14 protein-coding genes are annotated in these 16,603 nt (G+C 72.6%); 6 read left to right on the top strand and 8 right to left on the bottom strand.

The genetic code is table 11. The annotated features are described in order from the left end of the window. Positions 1-8 precede the first annotated feature (8 nt). Complete coding sequence (locus AERO9AM_RS12740; protein WP_159577535.1) at positions 9-1,001, top strand: stage II sporulation protein M; 993 nt, start codon at positions 9-11, stop codon at positions 999-1,001. Between the two features lie 39 nt (positions 1,002-1,040). Here the strand turns inward: AERO9AM_RS12740 and AERO9AM_RS12735 are convergent, their stop codons facing one another. From AERO9AM_RS12735 to AERO9AM_RS12700, 8 genes are all read right to left on the bottom strand, one after another. After that, entirely contained in the window at positions 1,041-1,820 is a 780-nt protein-coding gene (locus tag AERO9AM_RS12735) for an aquaporin (RefSeq protein ID WP_159576470.1), read from the bottom strand. 178 nt (positions 1,821-1,998) lie between these two features. Then, positions 1,999-4,242, bottom strand: coding sequence for a catalase/peroxidase HPI (katG, locus tag AERO9AM_RS12730; RefSeq protein ID WP_159576469.1), 2,244 nt, complete (start codon positions 4,240-4,242; stop codon positions 1,999-2,001). A gap of 82 nt (positions 4,243-4,324) precedes the next feature. Further along, positions 4,325-4,744 (bottom strand): Fur family transcriptional regulator, encoded by a 420-nt coding sequence (locus tag AERO9AM_RS12725; protein WP_159576468.1) that lies wholly within the window; start codon positions 4,742-4,744, stop codon positions 4,325-4,327. 169 nt (positions 4,745-4,913) lie between these two features. Next, on the bottom strand, positions 4,914-6,224 hold the full coding sequence (locus tag AERO9AM_RS12720) for a DUF58 domain-containing protein (protein WP_159576467.1): 1,311 nt from the start codon (positions 6,222-6,224) through the stop codon (positions 4,914-4,916). Positions 6,225-6,242: 18 nt separating this feature from the next. Beyond that, the gene (locus AERO9AM_RS12715; protein ID WP_159577534.1) at positions 6,243-7,166 is read right to left on the bottom strand and encodes an AAA family ATPase; all 924 of its coding nucleotides are present in this window, start codon (positions 7,164-7,166) and stop codon (positions 6,243-6,245) included. 176 nt (positions 7,167-7,342) lie between these two features. Then, positions 7,343-8,494 (bottom strand): DUF4350 domain-containing protein, encoded by a 1,152-nt coding sequence (locus AERO9AM_RS12710; protein ID WP_159576466.1) that lies wholly within the window; start codon positions 8,492-8,494, stop codon positions 7,343-7,345. A 74-nt stretch (positions 8,495-8,568) separates the two neighbouring features. Then, positions 8,569-9,267 carry a DUF4129 domain-containing protein gene (locus AERO9AM_RS12705; RefSeq protein WP_159576465.1) on the bottom strand — a complete coding sequence of 233 codons (699 nt, stop codon included), beginning with the start codon at positions 9,265-9,267 and terminating at the stop codon, positions 8,569-8,571. Then, positions 9,264-10,673 (bottom strand): glycerophosphoryl diester phosphodiesterase membrane domain-containing protein, encoded by a 1,410-nt coding sequence (locus AERO9AM_RS12700; RefSeq protein WP_159576464.1) that lies wholly within the window; start codon positions 10,671-10,673, stop codon positions 9,264-9,266. The genes AERO9AM_RS12705 and AERO9AM_RS12700 overlap by 4 nt, the downstream gene beginning before the upstream one ends. A gap of 197 nt (positions 10,674-10,870) precedes the next feature. Here AERO9AM_RS12700 and mtrA point away from each other — a divergent pair, with 197 nt between their 5' ends. The 5 genes from mtrA (at position 10,871) to hpf (ending at position 16,583) form a co-directional block, all read left to right on the top strand. Continuing rightward, complete coding sequence (mtrA, locus tag AERO9AM_RS12695) at positions 10,871-11,551, top strand: MtrAB system response regulator MtrA (protein WP_159576463.1); 681 nt, start codon at positions 10,871-10,873, stop codon at positions 11,549-11,551. 58 nt (positions 11,552-11,609) lie between these two features. Further along, entirely contained in the window at positions 11,610-13,301 is a 1,692-nt protein-coding gene (mtrB, locus tag AERO9AM_RS12690; protein ID WP_159576462.1) for an MtrAB system histidine kinase MtrB, read from the top strand. Then, complete coding sequence (locus AERO9AM_RS12685) at positions 13,298-14,998, top strand: LpqB family beta-propeller domain-containing protein (protein ID WP_159576461.1); 1,701 nt, start codon at positions 13,298-13,300, stop codon at positions 14,996-14,998. The genes mtrB and AERO9AM_RS12685 overlap by 4 nt, the downstream gene beginning before the upstream one ends. 96 nt (positions 14,999-15,094) lie before the next feature. Next, positions 15,095-15,775: a ComF family protein gene (locus tag AERO9AM_RS12680; protein ID WP_159576460.1), complete on the top strand. Its 681-nt coding sequence runs from the start codon at positions 15,095-15,097 to the stop codon at positions 15,773-15,775. Between the two features lie 154 nt (positions 15,776-15,929). Further along, positions 15,930-16,583, top strand: a complete 654-nt coding sequence (hpf, locus tag AERO9AM_RS12675) for a ribosome hibernation-promoting factor, HPF/YfiA family (protein WP_159576459.1) — start codon at positions 15,930-15,932, stop codon at positions 16,581-16,583. The last annotated feature ends 20 nt before the right edge of the window (positions 16,584-16,603 follow it).

Below are 16,603 nucleotides of genomic sequence, written 5' to 3'. Positions count from 1 at the left end.
TAAAGCAGGTGGACGCCGATGCACTCGCCGATGCCAGGAGCCGCGAGTGGGCGCGCCTGGACGAGCTCAGCAGGCAGCGCCTGGACGGGGCGGGCGTCGACGAGCTGATCACACGCTACCGCGCCGCGTCGGCCGATCTCGCGGACCTGCGCAGTTCGGTCGGCTCCTCGCCGCAGAGCGCCCACGTGTCGACGATCCTCGCCCGTGCGCGGCTGCGCCTCACCGGGCAGAGCGACAACGTGCTGCGCCAGACCGGGCGCTTCTTCACGCGCCAGCTCCCCGCTGCCCTGTACCGGCTGCGCTGGACCACCCTGGTCATCGCCCTGGCCAGCCTGGGTGTGATCGTCCTGGTGGCCGTCTGGATCACCTCGGATCCGGCTCTCGTCGCGGCTCTCGGATCCAAGGCCGACCTGGAGCACTACACCGAGCACGCCTTCACCGACTACTACACCGAGAACCCCGCGGCCGAGTTCGCCGGCATGGTGTGGACGAACAACGCGTGGATCGCCGCCCAGTGCGTACTGCTCGGCATCACCGGGATCTGGCCGGTCATGGTCCTCATGCAGAACGCCGTGAACGTCGGCCTGGCGGTCGGCGTCATGTTCGCCTACGGGCGCGGCGACGTCGTCGTGCTGTACCTGCTGCCGCACGGCATGCTCGAGCTGACCTGCATCTTCGTGGCCGCCGCGGCCGGCCTGCACATCTTCTGGGCCTGGCTCGTTCCGGGGGAGCGGGGCAGGGGCGAGGCGCTCGCCGCCGCCGGACGCTCCCTCGGCACGGTGGCCCTGGGCCTCGTCTTCGCGCTCGGTCTCTCGGGTCTCGTCGAGGGTTTCGTGACCGGCTGGGGCCTGCCCTGGCCCGTGAAGATCGGGATCGGCGCACTCGCCCTGGCGGTGTTCCTCGCCTACATGCTGATCCTGGGGCGCCGCGCGCAGCGCCTCGGAGAGACGGGCGACCTCACCGAGTTCGAGGCCGGCACGCCGACGCTCGTCGCGGGCTGAGGGGGCACCAGCCGGGCCGGGCGCGGTGGGCCGGGCGCGTCAGCCCCTCGCCTCGCCGGGGCCGCGCCCGTCGAAGAGGGCGCGGTAGGCGAAGCCGGCGATCAGCGCACCGACGCTCGGGAACACGAGGAACACCCACAGCTGCGCGAGCGGGCCGACGCCGCCGTAGATCGCGGTGGCGAGCGAGCGGGCGGGGTTCAGCGAGGCGTTGTCGATCGGCAGCGTCGCCAGCACGCCCAGGGACAGGGTGAGGCCGATCGCGATGCCCGCGAAGGGCGTACCGCGCACCGGGTGGGTGACCCCGAGGATCACGAACAGGAACAGAGCGGTGAAGACGACCTCGGCGATGATCGCCGCCCAGGCGCCGAAGCCGCCGGGGGAGAGCGTGCCCCAGCCGTTGCTCGCGAAGCCCGCGTCCTGCGCGCGGGGCAGCCAGCCGTCGGGTCCGAACGTGCCGATCAGGGTGAGCACCGTGGACGCGATGAGGCCGCCGACGCACTGCGCGACGATGTACGGCCCGACATCCTTCCAGGCGATGCGACCCGCCGCAGCCGCGCCGAGCGTCACCGCCGGGTTGAAATGACCGCCCGAGATCGGGCCGAACGCGTACACGCCCACCAGCACCGACAGGCCGACGGCGAACGCGACGGCGAGGTAGACCGCCCCCTGCGCCCCCGGATCCGTGAACCGGCCCGACGCGAACAGGGCCGTGCCCATTCCGGCGGCGACGAGCAGGAAGGTGCCGAGGCCCTCGGCGACGAGGCGCGGCACGAGAGGCGACGCGGGCGCCGCCGGGGCGTCGATGGGGGAGGAGGACATGGGGCTCCTTGCTCTCGGGCGCGGGCTGCGCCGCCGTCCGTGAGCGAGACTACCGGCGAAGCCTCCACGCGGCCGGCAGCGGCGACGGCCCGCCCCGGGATCGGGACGGGCCGTCGTTGGTTCCGGATCCGGGCCCTTCGACGGGCTCAGGGACCGGATCCGGATCGATCCTCCGGGCTCAGCGGACGTCGAAGCGGTCGAGCTCGGCGACCTTGACCCACGCCTTCACGAAGTCGTCGACGAACTTCTCCTGGGCGTCGTCGCTGGCGTAGACCTCGGCCAGCGCCCGCAGCTCGGAGTTCGAGCCGAACACGAGGTCGGCGCGCGTGCCCACCCAGGTCTTCTCGCCGGTCACGTCGTCGGTCGCCTGGAACGCGTGGGATCCGGGATCCAGCGGCTTCCACGTCGTGTTCAGGTCGAGCAGGTTCACGAAGAAGTCGTTCGTGAGGGCACCCGGCGTCTTCGTGAGCACGCCGTAGGCGGATCCGTCCCAGTTGGCGCCGAGCACGCGCAGGCCGCCGACGAGCACCGTCATCTCCGGCGCGGACAGGGTGAGCAGGTTCGCGCGGTCCACCAGGAGCTGCTCGGCCGGGATCGCGCGCGCCACGTCGCTGACGTAGTTGCGGAAGCCGTCGGCCTGCGGGTTCAGGTACATGAACGACTCGACGTCGGTCTGCTCCTGCGTGGCGTCGGTGCGGCCCGGCGTGAACGGGATCTCGACCGCGCGTCCGGCCGCAGCGGCGGCCTGCTTCACGCCGACGTTGCCGGCGAGCACCACGAGGTCGGCGAAGGAGACCTGGGCGCCGCCGGTGGCGTTGAACGCCTCCTGCACGCCCTCGAGCACCGGGATGATGCGGGCGAGCTCGGCGGGACGGTTGACCTCCCAGCTGCGCTGCGGCTCGAGGCGGATCCGACCGCCGTTCGCCCCGCCGCGCTTGTCGCTGCCTCGGAACGAGGCTGCCGCAGCCCACGCGGTGGACACGAGGTCGGAGACGCTCAGGCCCGTGGCGGCGATGCGCTGCTCGAGATCGGCGATCTCGGCGGGCCCGATGAGCGCGCCGGTGTGCGCGGGCACGGGGTCCTGCCAGAGCAGGTCCTCGGCGGGGACCTCGGGGCCGAGGTAGCGGCTCTTCGGGCCGAGGTCGCGGTGGGTCAGCTTGAACCAGGCGCGGCTGTACGCGTCGGTGAACGCCGCCTGGTCGTCCTTGAAGCGCAGCGAGATCTCGCGGTAGATCGGGTCCTCGCGCAGCGCCAGGTCGGTGGTGAGCATGCGCGGCTCACGGCGGCCCTCGCCGTGCGACTCGGGGACCATGTCGAGGCCTGCGCCGTCCTTCGGCTTCCAGTGCTTGCCGCCGCCGGGGCCGGTGGTGAGCTCCCAGTCGTAGGCGAACAGGATGTGGAAGAACTCGTTGTCCCAGCGGGTGGGGTGATAGGTCCAGGTGACCTCGAGTCCGGATCCGATGGCATCGATGCCGTGGCCGGTGCCGTGGCTGCTCTTCCAGCCCAGGCCCATCTGCTCCATCGGCGCGCCCTCGGGCGACTCGCCCACGTTGCCGGCCTCGGGGGCGGCGCCGTGGGTCTTGCCGAACGTGTGGCCGCCCGCGATGAGGGCGACGGTCTCCTCGTCGTTCATCGCCATGCGGCCGAACGTCTCGCGGATGTCCTTCGCGGCGAGAAGCGGATCCGGGTTGCCCTCAGGCCCCTCGGGGTTGACGTAGATGAGGCCCATCATCGTGGCGGCGAGCGGCTTCTCGAGCGAGCGCTCGCCCTGCTCGTCGGTCGAGATGCGGGCGCTGGAGTCGAGCCAGATCTTCTCGGATCCCCAGTACACGTCGTCGTCGGGCTCCCACACGTCGGGCCGGCCGCCCGCGAAGCCGAAGGTGGGCATGCCCATCACCTCGTGTGCGACGTTGCCGGCGAGGATCATCAGGTCGCCCCAGCTCAGGGCCTTGCCGTACTTCTTCTTGACCGGCCAGAGCAGGCGGCGGGCCTTGTCCAGGCCGACGTTGTCGGGCCAGCTGTTCAGAGGCGCGAAGCGCTGCTGGCCGGTGCCGCCGCCCCCGCGGCCGTCGAACACGCGGTAGGTGCCCGCGGAGTGCCAGGCCATCCGGATCATGAGCGGGCCGTAGTGACCGAAGTCCGCAGGCCACCACGGCTGGGACTCGGTGAGCAGGGCCGCGATGTCCTTCTTCACCGCGTCGAGGTCGAGCGCCTCGAACGCGGCGCGGTAGTCGAAGTCCGCGTCGTAGGGGTCTCCGACCGCGGGGTTCTTCGCGAGCTGGCGCAGGTTGAGGCGCTCAGGCCACCAGTCGGTGTTGCCGGTGCGACGGCCGGCGGGGCGGGACGTTCCGGCGTGATCGATCGGGCACTCCGCGGCGTTCGCGGATGCGGTGCTGATCTCGGATGCAGTGTCGAGTGACATCGCAGGTCCTTTCTCTTCTGGGGTCGGTCAAGAGCGCCGGTCCGCGCCCGGAGGCGGCTGGAGCGGGCGACGCGGGTCTCGGTCAGGCGGCGGTGGGCACCTCGTCGCAGGCGGCGCAGATCGCGCGGTACGTGACGGACGCCTCCAGCAGACGCATGCCGTGGTCCTCGGACGGGTGCAGGCACGGGGAGGCGCCGACGGCGCACGCGACGACCTCCAGACGACCGCAGCGCACGCACTGCATGTGGTGGTGGTTGTCGTGCGGCTCCACCTCGAACAGCGCGCGGTCGGCGTCGGGCAGGCTCACCCGGCGGATGATCCCGGCTGCGGCGAGATCACCGAGGATCGCGTGCACGGTCGGCAGCGCGATGTCGGCCCCGGCGACCGCGTTGTGGATCCGATCCGCCGAACTGTGCGGCGCGAGCGCTAGCGCCTGCAGCACGGCGATGCGCTGCACCGTGACGCGCAGCCCTGCGCCGCGGATGATCGCCGAGGTGTCCATGCCTCCACCGTACCCTTCTTCTGAATGATTCAGGAAAAGGTGCGCGAGGCGGGCGTGTCGGCCCGCTGGATCCGCGAGACGGCAACCACGCGACGAGACTGCAGCAGAGTGTCGCAGTCTCGTCGCTCCGTTGCAGTCTCGCGGTCTGGGGAACGCGGTGGGCCCGGCGTCAGAGACGGCCGGCGGCCTTGAGCTCGAGATAGCGGTCGGCGATGCGCGGCGGCAGGTCGTCGGGATCCGCGGCGAGCGGCTCGGCTCCTGCGCGGCGGATCGCGTCGGCGACGCGGCCGGCGTCGGCGAGGGTCCGCTCCGCCGCCGCGGCGAGGTAGACATCCTCCCTGGAGCCCCGGGCCCGCGCCAGGTCCTCGATCGAGACGTCGGTCGCGGATCCGACGAGGATGGTCGTCGCACGGGAGACGTTCGGGAATGCGCCGAGGAAGGAGCGCGCGCTCTCCACCGCATCCTGCGCGGTGAGCACCACGATCAGGGAGGGACGGGTGGTGACGGTGCGGATCGCCGCGAAGGCCGCGCCCCAGTCGGTGTCGACGAGGCGCGCGTGCACCGGCGCCATCGCGTCCGACAGCGCGGGCAGCAGGGCCGGCCCCTCGACGCCGCTGACGCGGGCGCGCACGGCGCGGTCGAACAGCAGCAGGTGCACGTGATCGCCGGCGCGCTGGGCGAGCGCGGCCAGCAGCAGCGCCGACTCGTACGCCGCATCGAGGCGCGTGCCGTCGCCGACGCGGGCGGCCGCCGTGCGGCCGGTGTCGATGAGGATCACCACGTGCCGGTCGCGCTCGGGCCGCCAGGTGCGCAGCATGGTCGTTCCGGCGCGCGCCGTGGCGCGCCAGTCGATCGAGCGGACGTCGTCGCCGCGCACGTACTCGCGCAGCGAGTCGAACTCGGTGCCCTGGCCGCGCACCTGCACGCTGGTGTTGCCGTCCAGCTCGCGCAGTCGCGCCAGCCGCGACGGGAGATGCCGGCGCGACGTGAACGGCGGGAGGATCCGGATCGCGCCGCGCACCCGGTGCCGGCCCTGGCGCCCGGCGAGCCCCAGCGGACCGGTCGAGCGCACCGCGATGAACTCGCTGGACAGCTCCCCGCGGCGCCGGGGAAGGAGCGCGATCGGCAGCCGGCGGCGCTCGCCGGCAGGAACGTCCAGCCGCGCGCGGCCGCGCTCCGCGGCGCCGGCGGTGGGCTGCCAGCCGTCGCGGATCCAGCCGCGCAGCGGGCGCTCGCCCAGGTTCTGCACGATGACCGCGACGGTCACCGGCTCGAGCTGACGGCCGCGGTTCGGCACCTCCCGTGTGATCCGCAGCGCACCCAGCGGCGCGGCCCGCAGCACGTCGACGCCGACGAGCACCGCGCACAGCGCGAGCCAGCCGAGCAGCACGAGCCACGGCGGCGCTCCGAGCGCGCCGAGGAGCACGATCGGCACCACGCCGAGCGCGGCGACGATCACCAGGCGGCCGGTGAGGAACATGATGCGGTGACTCCGGGGTCAGATCGGGACGCGGGTCTGCTGCACGACGCTCGTCAGCACGGCGTCCGCGGAGACGCCCTCCATCTCGGCGTCCGGACGCAGCTGCAGGCGGTGCCGCCACACCGGGATCAGCATGGTCTGCACGTGGTCGGGGGTGACGGCGGTCGAGCCGTTCAGCCAGGCCCACGCCTTCGCCGCCGCGAGCAGCGCGGTGGAGGCGCGGGGGCTGGCGCCCAGCTGCACGGACGGGGACTGCCGGGTGGCACGGGCGAGGTCGACCACGTAGCCGAGCACGTCGTCGGTCACCTGCACGCGCCCGGCGGCGCGCTGCGCGGCGAGGATCTCCTCGGCGGTGACCACGGGGTGCAGATCCGTGAGCTCCCGTGGGGAGAAGCCGTCGGCGTGGCGGCGCAGCACCGACACCTCCGCGTCTCGCTCGGGCATCCCGACGACGAGCTTCATCAGGAAGCGGTCGAGCTGGGCCTCCGGGAGCGAGTAGGTGCCCTCGTGCTCGATCGGGTTCTGCGTGGCCGCGACGAGGAACGGATCCGGCAGCGGCAGGCTGGCGCCGTCGGAGGAGACCTGGCGCTCCTCCATGGCCTCCAGCAGCGCCGCCTGGGTCTTCGGCGGGGTGCGGTTGATCTCGTCGGCGAGCAGGATGTTCGTGAACACCGGGCCGCGGCGGAACTCGAACTCGCCGGTGCGCGCGTCGTAGACGAGCGATCCGGTGACGTCCCCGGGCATCAGGTCGGGCGTGAACTGCACGCGCTTCGTGTCGAGGCCGAGCGCGCGGGAGAACGAGCGGACCACGAGGGTCTTCGCGACACCGGGCACACCCTCCAGGAGCACGTGGCCGCGCGCGAGCAGTGCGACGAGCAGTCCGGTCACGGTGCCGGCCTGGCCGACGACGGCCTTGTCCACCTCTGCACGCACGCGCTGCATGGCCTGGCGCAGTGCCGCGTCCTCGGACCCGGACGCGGCGGACGCCGACGGGGCGGATGCGGTGGCGGTCGTCGCACTGGTCTGCGCGGCCGGGGCGGGCGCGGCCGGGGGCGCGGGCGGCGCCGGAGGGTAGCTCGGCGCGGCTGTCTGTGCGGGGTCGAAGCCCTCACGGTCGGTCACGGGCTGCTCCTTTCGATGCGGACGGCGTTCTCGACGGCGTTCTCCAGCTCGGCGAGGCGGCGGGCGTAGGGCACCAGCTCGGCGTCGGAGCGGGGCAGGTCACCGGCGAGCAGGGCGCGGCAGGCGGCACGATCGACGCGGATCCGATCCGCTGCGGCGTCGGCGACGGCACCGGGATCGGCACGGGCAGCGAGGCCGAGGCGCGCGGCGAGGCGGGCCAGCGTGCCCGCACGCAGCGCCTCCGCCGCGTGTGCGGCGTCGGCTGCCTTCGCCGTGAGCCGGGCGCGGCCGAGCATCGTCTCGGAGGCCCGCACGGTGACCGGCAGCGTCTCGGCGACGAGAGGCCCGAACCGGCGCCCGCGCCACACGGCGGCGAGCAGGGCCGTGATCATGCCCAGCACGACGACCGGGGTCACCCACCCCGGGGTGAGGTCGGCGAGGCTCTTCGGCACGTCGATGTCTGAGCGGTCGGAGTCGTCGAGGGACGGCACGTACCAGATCACGTGCGGGCGGTGCCCGAGCAGGGCGAGACCGAGCGCCGCGTTGCCGCGTTCAGCGAGCCGCTCGTTGGTGAACAGCGCGGCGCCGTCGACGATCGCCCGGCGCTCGCCGTCGGCGTCCGCGATCAGCACGGCCGCGCCGTCGTCGTCCCCGAAGCAGGCGGTCACCCCCGGCGCCGGCGTGAACAGCTGCCCGGGCGCGATCGTGCCCACGTGCGCGAAGGCGGCGACGGAGCAGCCGACGCGGACGGTCGGCGGGGAAGACGGGAACGCGTACGAGCCGAGATCCAGCATCCGCAGCATCCGGGCGCTCGGCGAGACCAGCACCACGTCGCTCGCCTCGTCGATCAGTTCCCTGGCGGCCGTGTCGGTGAGCGGGTACGGATCGCTCATCACGAGGGTGGTGCTGTCGTCGAGCCGGTGCTCGGCGTCGGCGCGGCTGCGGACGACGTCGACCGTGACGCCCTGCTGCCGCAGGATCTGGGCGAGTGCCTGCATGCCGCCGGGACCGGGGCGTTCCGGATCCAGGCCGTCCCGCTCGGCGACCGACGGCGCACTGAGCAGCAGCCCTGCCGTGGCGGCGATCACGACGAGCCCGATCACGAGGATCCAGCCCAGCGCGCGCCGCCCGCGGCCGGGGATGCGCACGAGCGTGCCCGGGGGCGGAGGGGCTTGCGTCGCATCGGCTTCCGCCCGCGCCGGCGCTGTCGGTGGCGCCGCCGTCATGCCGGCACCGCCTCGGGCAGCACGGGGCGCAGGGCGCGGAGCCGGTCGTCCGTCTGGGCGAGGGACCGGTACAGCTCGGCGGTGCCGGCACGCCCGAGGTAGCGGACGTCGTCGAAGGCCACCGCGGCGTCGTGCAGCGCGTCCCTTTCGGAGGGGAAGGGCACGGCGGCCTCGCGCGCGATGGTCTGAGCGGTCGCGCCCGGCGCCGGCGCGATGAGGTCGCGCTCGATGAGCGCGCGCGCGATCGCCCGGTAGCGCAGCACGATCGCCTCCGTCCAGTCCTCGTCCCGCGCGGCGCGGTCGGCATCGGCGCGCAGTTCGGCGGCGGTGCGGTCGTCGGCCGAGCCGAGCAGCACGGAGCGCGACGGGCGGGACTGGGAGCGCCGCGGGCGCCCCCAGATCAGAAGCACCACGATCAGCGCCCCGACGAGGATGACACCGAGCACGACCGCCGCCCACGGGCCGAGGTCGGTCGCGTGCTGCGGCGTGAGCAGCTCCCTCAGGAACTCCACCACCCCGCGTGCCCACTCGTCGATGAGGGTCGGCTTCGCCGCCTGGTACTCCGGTTTGGCGAGCTCCTTCTCCGCGAGCTCGCGCGCCGCGTCGCCATCCGGGATCAGCGGGATCGCGGCCAGCGCGAAACCCCCTGCCCCGGGGCGGGCGAGCCGTGCGAGACGGACGGAGATCCGGGTCATGGCCGATCGGATCCGGGCGCGGCCCAGCCGTCATCCTGCGCCGGCGCCCACGGGCTCTCCTGTGCGGGCGGGATCGCCTGTGCCGGCGGGATCGGGGCGACGCGAGGCGGCGGCGGGGCGGCGGGCGCCGGAGCAGCATACGGCGACGGCGCCGCCGGAGGTCCCTGCGGTGCCGGTGAGTTCTGCGGTGCCGCGTAGCCCTGCGGGGCCGGATACCCCTGCGGCGGGGCGTAGCCCTGAGACGGCGCGTATCCCGTCGGCGCAGGGTACTCCTGTGCAGGATCCGGAAGCAGCGGGTACGGCACGACCCTGGGCGGACGGAACCCGGCGCGGACGACGCGGGCCGGATCCGTGCGGAACGGATCCGAGCCGTCATCGAGGCCCGCGGCGCGCCGCTCGGTCGCCGCCATCAGATCCTGATCCAGCCCCTCGTACCGCATCCGGCAGTCGATGTAGACGAGCGCGCCCGCCGTCGACTGCACGACCGCGCCGATGGACTGGACGACGACGACCACGAGCTGGGTGATCACCGCCCCCACGATCCCGCTGGCGTCGATCGAGGCGTCCGTCATGCCCACAGGGTTGAAGACCGGGCCGAACAGCGAGGTGACGATGCCGCCGACCATGCCGATCGTCTGCGACACCACCCAGAGGATCGCCCCGATCACGAACACGATCCCGAAGGCGAACCAGAACCGGCCGCGGGTGAGTCGCCAGGACCGGACGATCGCCTCTCGCACACCGATGCCCTCGAGCACCAGCAGGGACGGCACGAGCATGAGCTTGGTGCCGATCCACGCCGAGAGCACGACGAGACACAGGATCCCGAACAGCACCGCCAGCACCGTGAACACGGTTCCCACGGTGTCGAACCCGGTCGGCAGGCCGATCACGACGAACGGCACGCCCAGGATCACCACGGCCGCGAGCATCGCCGCCGTGCCGTAGAGCAGCGTGTAGCCGATCAGCCGCCAGACCGCGGGGCGCACGCGCGTCCAGAGCGCGCCGAGCGACGCCTTCTCGCCGAGCACGGCGGCACGCACGTCGGCCGCCACGACCCCCTGCACGATCGCGGTGAACGCGACGGAGAACAGACCCGTGAGGAGCAGAGCGCCGCCGATGAACGCCATCGACCCGAGGTAGAGGGTGAGCCACTCGTCGCTGCCGGTCTGTACCGTGCGGAGCCGGCTCAGCGTCGCGAAGGCGACGGCTCCGACCACCGCCAGCACGGCGATCGTCACGACCAGCTGCACCACCACCGCGAAGCCGAACAGCACCTTCGGGTTGTGCCGGAGCGCTGCGAACGACTTTCCGAGGATCGTGCCGAAGCCCAGCGGGCGCAGCGGGATCAGGCCCGGTCTGGGGGCAGGGGTCCAGCCCTGCGCGTTCACACTCTGCTGGCTCACGAGTCCTCCGGTTCGCGTGTGGGTCCATCGTGTCACACCACCGGGACGGGGATCCGGCTGCGATGAACGCCGCGGCGGGATCCGCCGACTTCGTCGGGCGGTGAAGTACGCTGGTCCGACGTGGGGGCGCCGACCCGCGCCCCGCACACGCCCGAAGCGATCCGAACAAACGAGATCCGAAAGACGACTGCCCGCCCATGACCTCACGCATCCTCGTGGTCGATGACGACACGGCCCTGGCCGAGATGATCGGCATCGTGCTGCGCACGGAGGGCTTCGAGCCCGTGTTCTGCGCGGACGGCGCCAAGGCTGTGGACGAATGGCGCAGCCAGCGTCCCGACCTCGTGCTGCTGGATCTCATGCTGCCCGGCATGGACGGCATCGAGATCTGCACCCGGATCCGGGCCGAATCCGGCGTTCCCGTGATCATGCTCACGGCGCGCAGCGACACCGCCGACGTGGTGCGAGGGCTCGAGGTCGGCGCCGACGACTACATGGTCAAGCCGTTCAACCCGAAGGAGCTCGTCGCACGCATCCGCACCCGCCTGCGCCCGACCCCGCAGTCCACGAGCGAGGTGCTGCGCATCGGCGATCTCACGATCGACGTCGACGCGCACGAGGTGCGGCGGGGCAGTGCTCCGATCGCCCTGACCCCGCTGGAGTTCCAGCTGCTGGTGGCGCTGGCGTCGAAGCCGCAGCAGGTGTTCTCCCGCGAGATGCTGCTGGAACAGGTCTGGGGCTACCACTACAAGGCCGACACCCGGCTGGTCAACGTGCACGTGCAGCGCCTGCGCGCCAAGGTCGAGCTCGACCCGGACAACCCGCGGATCGTGACCACGGTGCGCGGCGTCGGATATCGCGCCGGGAGCGTGGTCTGACCCGGTCCGCCCGCCTCGACCACCGCTGCAGAGCACTTCCGCCGATGAAGGTCCGCCGATGACGAACACCGTGGCGCTCGCGAACGCGGCGGTGCGCGGCGCGCGGCGCAGCGGCCGGCGGATCGCACGGCTCTGGCGCCAGTCGCTGCGCTTCCGCACGCTGGTGATCGCGCTCGCGCTGACGAGCGTCGCCGTGCTGGTGACCTGCGTGCTGATGGCGCTCGCCGTGCAGAACAACCTCTGGGAGGCGCGCAAGGACCAGGCGCTGCACGATGCCCAGCGCGCGGCGAACTCGGCGCAGGCGGTCCTGAGCTCGGCGAACACGCAGGGCACGCAGACAGCGGTGATCGGGCTCATGCGCGACGTCAGCGACACGGTTCAGACGGTCTCGTCGTCGCGGGTGCTCGGCGTCTTCCCGCTGGACTCGCGTCCGTCGTCGGCGGGATTCACCCTCGGCGGCTTCGACCGGGACGAGCTGGTCACCGACCAGCTGCAGCAGCGCGTCGCCAAGGACGAGGCCAAGCAGTGGTGGCAGCCGGTCGCCCTGCGCGACGCGGACGGATCCGAGCATGCCGGCCTCCTGGTCGGTCAGCAGCTGTCCGCGGCGGGATCCGGGTCGTACGCCCTGTACATCGCGTACGACCTCGCCGACACCGAGCAGACGCTGGTGCTGGTCCAGGGGAGCCTGTGGATCGCGGGTATCGTGCTCGTCGCCCTGATCGGGCTCATCGCCTGGTTCTCCCTGCGCACCGTGGTGCAGCCGATCACCGAGGCCGCCGACACGAGCGCCCGCTTCGCCGGCGGCGACTTCGACGTGCGCCTGCCCGTGCACGGCCAGGACGAGCTGGCCACGCTCGGGCGCTCCTTCAACGCCATGGCGGACAGCATCGAGGCGCAGATCAAGGAGCTGGGCGAGCTCTCGCTCGTGCAGCAGCGGTTCGTGTCCGACGTCTCGCACGAGCTGCGCACCCCGCTGACCACCATCCGGCTGGCGGCCGAGATGCTCAACGACCGCCGCGAGGAGTTCGACCCGACCACCGCGCGCACCGCGGAGCTGCTGCAGACCCAGGTGCACCGCTTCGACACCCTGCTCGCCGATCTGCTGGAGATCAGCCGCTACGACGCCGGCTCCGTGCAGCTGGAGACCGAGGCGACGAGCCTCGCCCATCTCGCGGAGGACCTGGTCGACGAGATGCGCCCGCTCGCGCAGACGCACGACACCGAACTCCGCTTCGTCGCGCCCGGAGGGCACACCCCGGTCGACCTCGATCCGCGGCGGGTCCGGCGCATCCTGCGCAACCTCATCGGCAACGCGATCGAGCACGGGGAGGGCCGCCCGATCGTGGTCACGGTGGACAGCAACCAGAACGCGGTCGCCGTCGGCGTGCGCGATCAGGGCATGGGGATGACGCCCGAGGACGCGGAGCGGGTGTTCGACCGGTTCTGGCGGGCGGACCCGTCGCGGCAGCGCACGATCGGCGGCACCGGGCTCGGGCTCTCGATCGCCCTGGGCGACGCCCGGCTGCATCGCGGCACCCTGGCGGTGTGGTCCCGTCCGGGGGAGGGCACCAACTTCGTGCTCACCCTGCCGCGCGGATCCCGGCCGCTCGACGGGGCGTCGCCGGTTCTGCTGGAGCCCGTCGACGCGATCGCCGAGATCGGCGTGAGCACCGACCCGATCACCATCGCGCCGGCGGGTGCGGCACGCTCGTCGGCCCGGCAGCCGGAGGACGGCGAGGGGGAGTCATGAGGATCGCACGGATCGCCCGCGCCGCCGTCATCGCGATGGCGCTGCTCGGGCTGACGGCCTGCGCGTCGCTTCCGGTGACCGGCGATGTGCGCCCGGGTCTTGCCGCGAATCAGAGCGACGGCGGGTCGGATCTCGCGTTCGTGCCCCAGGGGCCGTCGGACGGGATGGATCCCAAGGAGATCGTGCGCGGTTTCATCGATGCCGCGTCCAGTCCGAAGGACAGCTGGGGCATCGCCCGGCAGTTCCTCACCTCCGGCGAGGCCCAGAAGTGGAAGCCGGATGCCGGGGTCACTATCGACACGGGCTCTGCGGAGCGCCGCTACGACGCCCCCGAGGTGACGAAGGAATCGACCTCCACCACCGTGCGGCTGGGGCTGCAGCAGACGGCGACCGTGGACGAGACCGGTGCCTACTCGGGGCAGCCCGTCGGTCGTGCCGCCGAGCTGCCGTTCGTCCTGGAGAAGAACAAGAACGGCCAGTGGCGGATCTCGCAGGCGCCGGACGGCATCGTGCTGGACGCGGACTCGTTCGCCGCCGCCGACGTGTTCGCGCCCTATTCGCTGCAGTACTTCGACCCGACCTGGACGTACCTCGTGCCCGATGTGCGGTGGTTCCCGAAGCGGGAGAACACCGCGAGCCGCATCGTGCAGTCCCTCGTCGGCGGCAAGCCCAGCCCTTGGCTGGCGAACGGCGTGCGCACGGCGTTCACCGGCGATGTCGCGCTGGGGCGCAACACGGTGACCCCCGAGTCGCAGGTCGCCGAGATCGTGCTCACCGACGCGGCGCTCGACGTGGATCCCGTGACGCTCTCGCGCATGCGCACTCAGCTCGAGCGCAGCCTGGTCGGCGTGGGCGTGCTGCAGGTCAAGATCACGATCGCCGGCCGTGACACGAACGCCGGATCCGCCACGGCGGCGTCCACGGCCGTCGATCCCCGACCGCTCGTGCTCACCGACAAGGGCTTCGGCTTCCTCGCCGGCGGGGCGCTCACGCCGATCGGCGGCGTCTCCGCCCAGGTGGAGGGGTTCCCGCAGCCGATCACGGCGATCAGCGCGGCCACCGGTGCGCAGCGGGTGGCGGTGCAGGGGGCGGACGGTGTCGTGTACGCCATCGCCGACGGCAAGACCGACCAGATCGATGGCCGCGGGGGACTGATCGCCCCGACCCTGGATCCGTTCGGCTACATCTGGACCGTCCCCGCGCAGGCGCCGGCATCGATCGATGCGTGGTCGACGTCGGTGGCGCCGCGACCGATCGCCGGCCCGCAGGACGCGTCCCAGGTCACCTCGTTCGCGGTCAGTCGGGACGGCGCGCGGCTCGCCATGGCCCTGGTCGCGGGCGGCCAGTTCCGGGTGGAGGTCTTCGCGATCACCCGCGACGACCGCGGGGCGCCGACCGCGCTCGGGCAGGCGAACGTCATCGCCTGGCCCAGCGGTGCCGTGGACGTCGGCTGGCTCGACGACACCACGGTGGGGGTGCTGGGCGCCGACGGCTCGAACCTGGTGCTGCGCGAACAGCAGGTCGGCGGTCCCGCGCGGACGGTCGACGCGCCCGACGCCGCGCAGATGCTGGCCCCCGGGTCGCCGACCGCGAACGTGCGCGTCCTGGGCGGGGAAGTGCTGTACCAGCGCAGCGGCCCCAACTGGCAGCAGGAGGGCGCGGGCGTCAAGGTGCTCGCCGTGCAGCTCGGCGGCTGATCCCGGCCGCCCTGCACAGGAGCGACGCCGGGCGCGTTGCGCACCGGATTCGGACGACGCGCCGCTGCGCCCGCGGGAGCGGCGCATGATCGCGGGATGCCCTCCGCCATCCGACTCCTTCATCCCTCAGCCCGTGACAGCGCCCTCCGACTGGTCCGCGAGGTCGCCGATTTCGTCTTCGCCTCGGTGTGCGCGGGATGCGGAGTCGCGGGGACAGCCCTGTGCCCGGCATGCGCGGCCGCTCTCGTGCCGCGCCCCGTCCGCGTGCAGGCCGGGGACGTGCCGCTGTGCGCGGGCCTCGCGTTCGCGGGACCGGCGGCCGCCGTGCTGCGGGCCATCAAGGAGGACGGCCAGACGACGCTGATCCGGCCCCTGCGCCCGGCGCTCGCCGCGGCCGTGCAGACGGTGCGGGCCGGCCTCGGAGAGTCCCGGAGCATCGACGTCGTAGTCCCCGTGCCGACGTCGCGGGCGGCGTTCCGGCGGCGCGGATTCCGTCTGCCCGACGCGCTGGCGCGCACGACCGGCATCCCCGTGCTGCGCGCCCTCGTCCCGGCCCGCCGGATTCAGGATCAGCGCGGACTCGGCGAACGGGAACGACGGCGCAACGTCGCCAGTGCCCTCATCGCCGACCGCGCAGGGGCCGGCCTCACCGCGCTCGTCGTCGACGACGTGATCACGACCGGCGCGACCTGCGCCGAGGCCGCGCGGGCGCTGCGGGCCGCCGGGTTCCGGGTGGTCGGGGCGGTCGCCGTGGCCGCCACGCCGCGACGGGGGTGAGCGGGCGAGCGGGGGCCTGCGGGGCGTGCAGCGGATCCCTACGACACACAGATGAATAGTGGATGACATCGCGGGAAACGGCGACTACGGTGGGGACTCACAAAGGCGACCACGGTCCGCCCTTGGCCGGGCGGACCGGAACAAGGAGGTCAGGATGGAAACGAACATCGTCGGTGTCGGAGTCGGCATCAGCGATCGATTCCGAGCGGTGGTCGAGGAGAAGACCGCGCGGATCGCGACGATCGCGACGAAGGCGCAGAGCCTGGACGTCAAGGTCACTCATCGTTCCTATCGTGGCGGTCATGTCGAGGACGAGACCGTCGAACTCACACTGATCGGCAAGGGCCCGCTGGTCCGGGCCGAGGCGCGCGACGCGGACAAGTTCGTCGCGCTGGACCTCGCCGTCGACAAGCTCATCGAGCAGGTGCGACGGGCCAAGGAGCGCCGCATCGACGGACGGCACCACCCGCGCGGCGCGCGCTTCGAGAAGGGCACCGGCGAGCTCTCGGGCATCGACGTGCACCCGGTCTCCGTCGACACCCTGCGTGCGGTGTCCACCGGATCCATCCCGACGGTGGAGGTCGAGGAGGAGTACTCCCCGGTCGTGATCCGCACCAAGAAGTTCGAGCCCGAGTGGATGACGGTCGAGGAGGCCGTGGACCGCATGGAGCTCGTCGGCCATGACTTCTTCCTGTTCGTGGACGCGCGCAGCGACCACCCGAGCGTCGTCTACCGGCGCAAGGGCTGGGACTACGGCGTGATCTCGCTCACGACCCAGGCGGCTCCCGCCGAGGAGCTCGTCGGCTGACCCGGTGACGAGGATCCCCG

Origin of the sequence: Microbacterium sp. 8M (assembly GCF_902506375.1) — a bacterium.
Lineage (GTDB): Bacteria > Actinomycetota > Actinomycetes > Actinomycetales > Microbacteriaceae > Microbacterium.
This window is presented reverse-complemented; position numbering and strand designations above follow the sequence as displayed.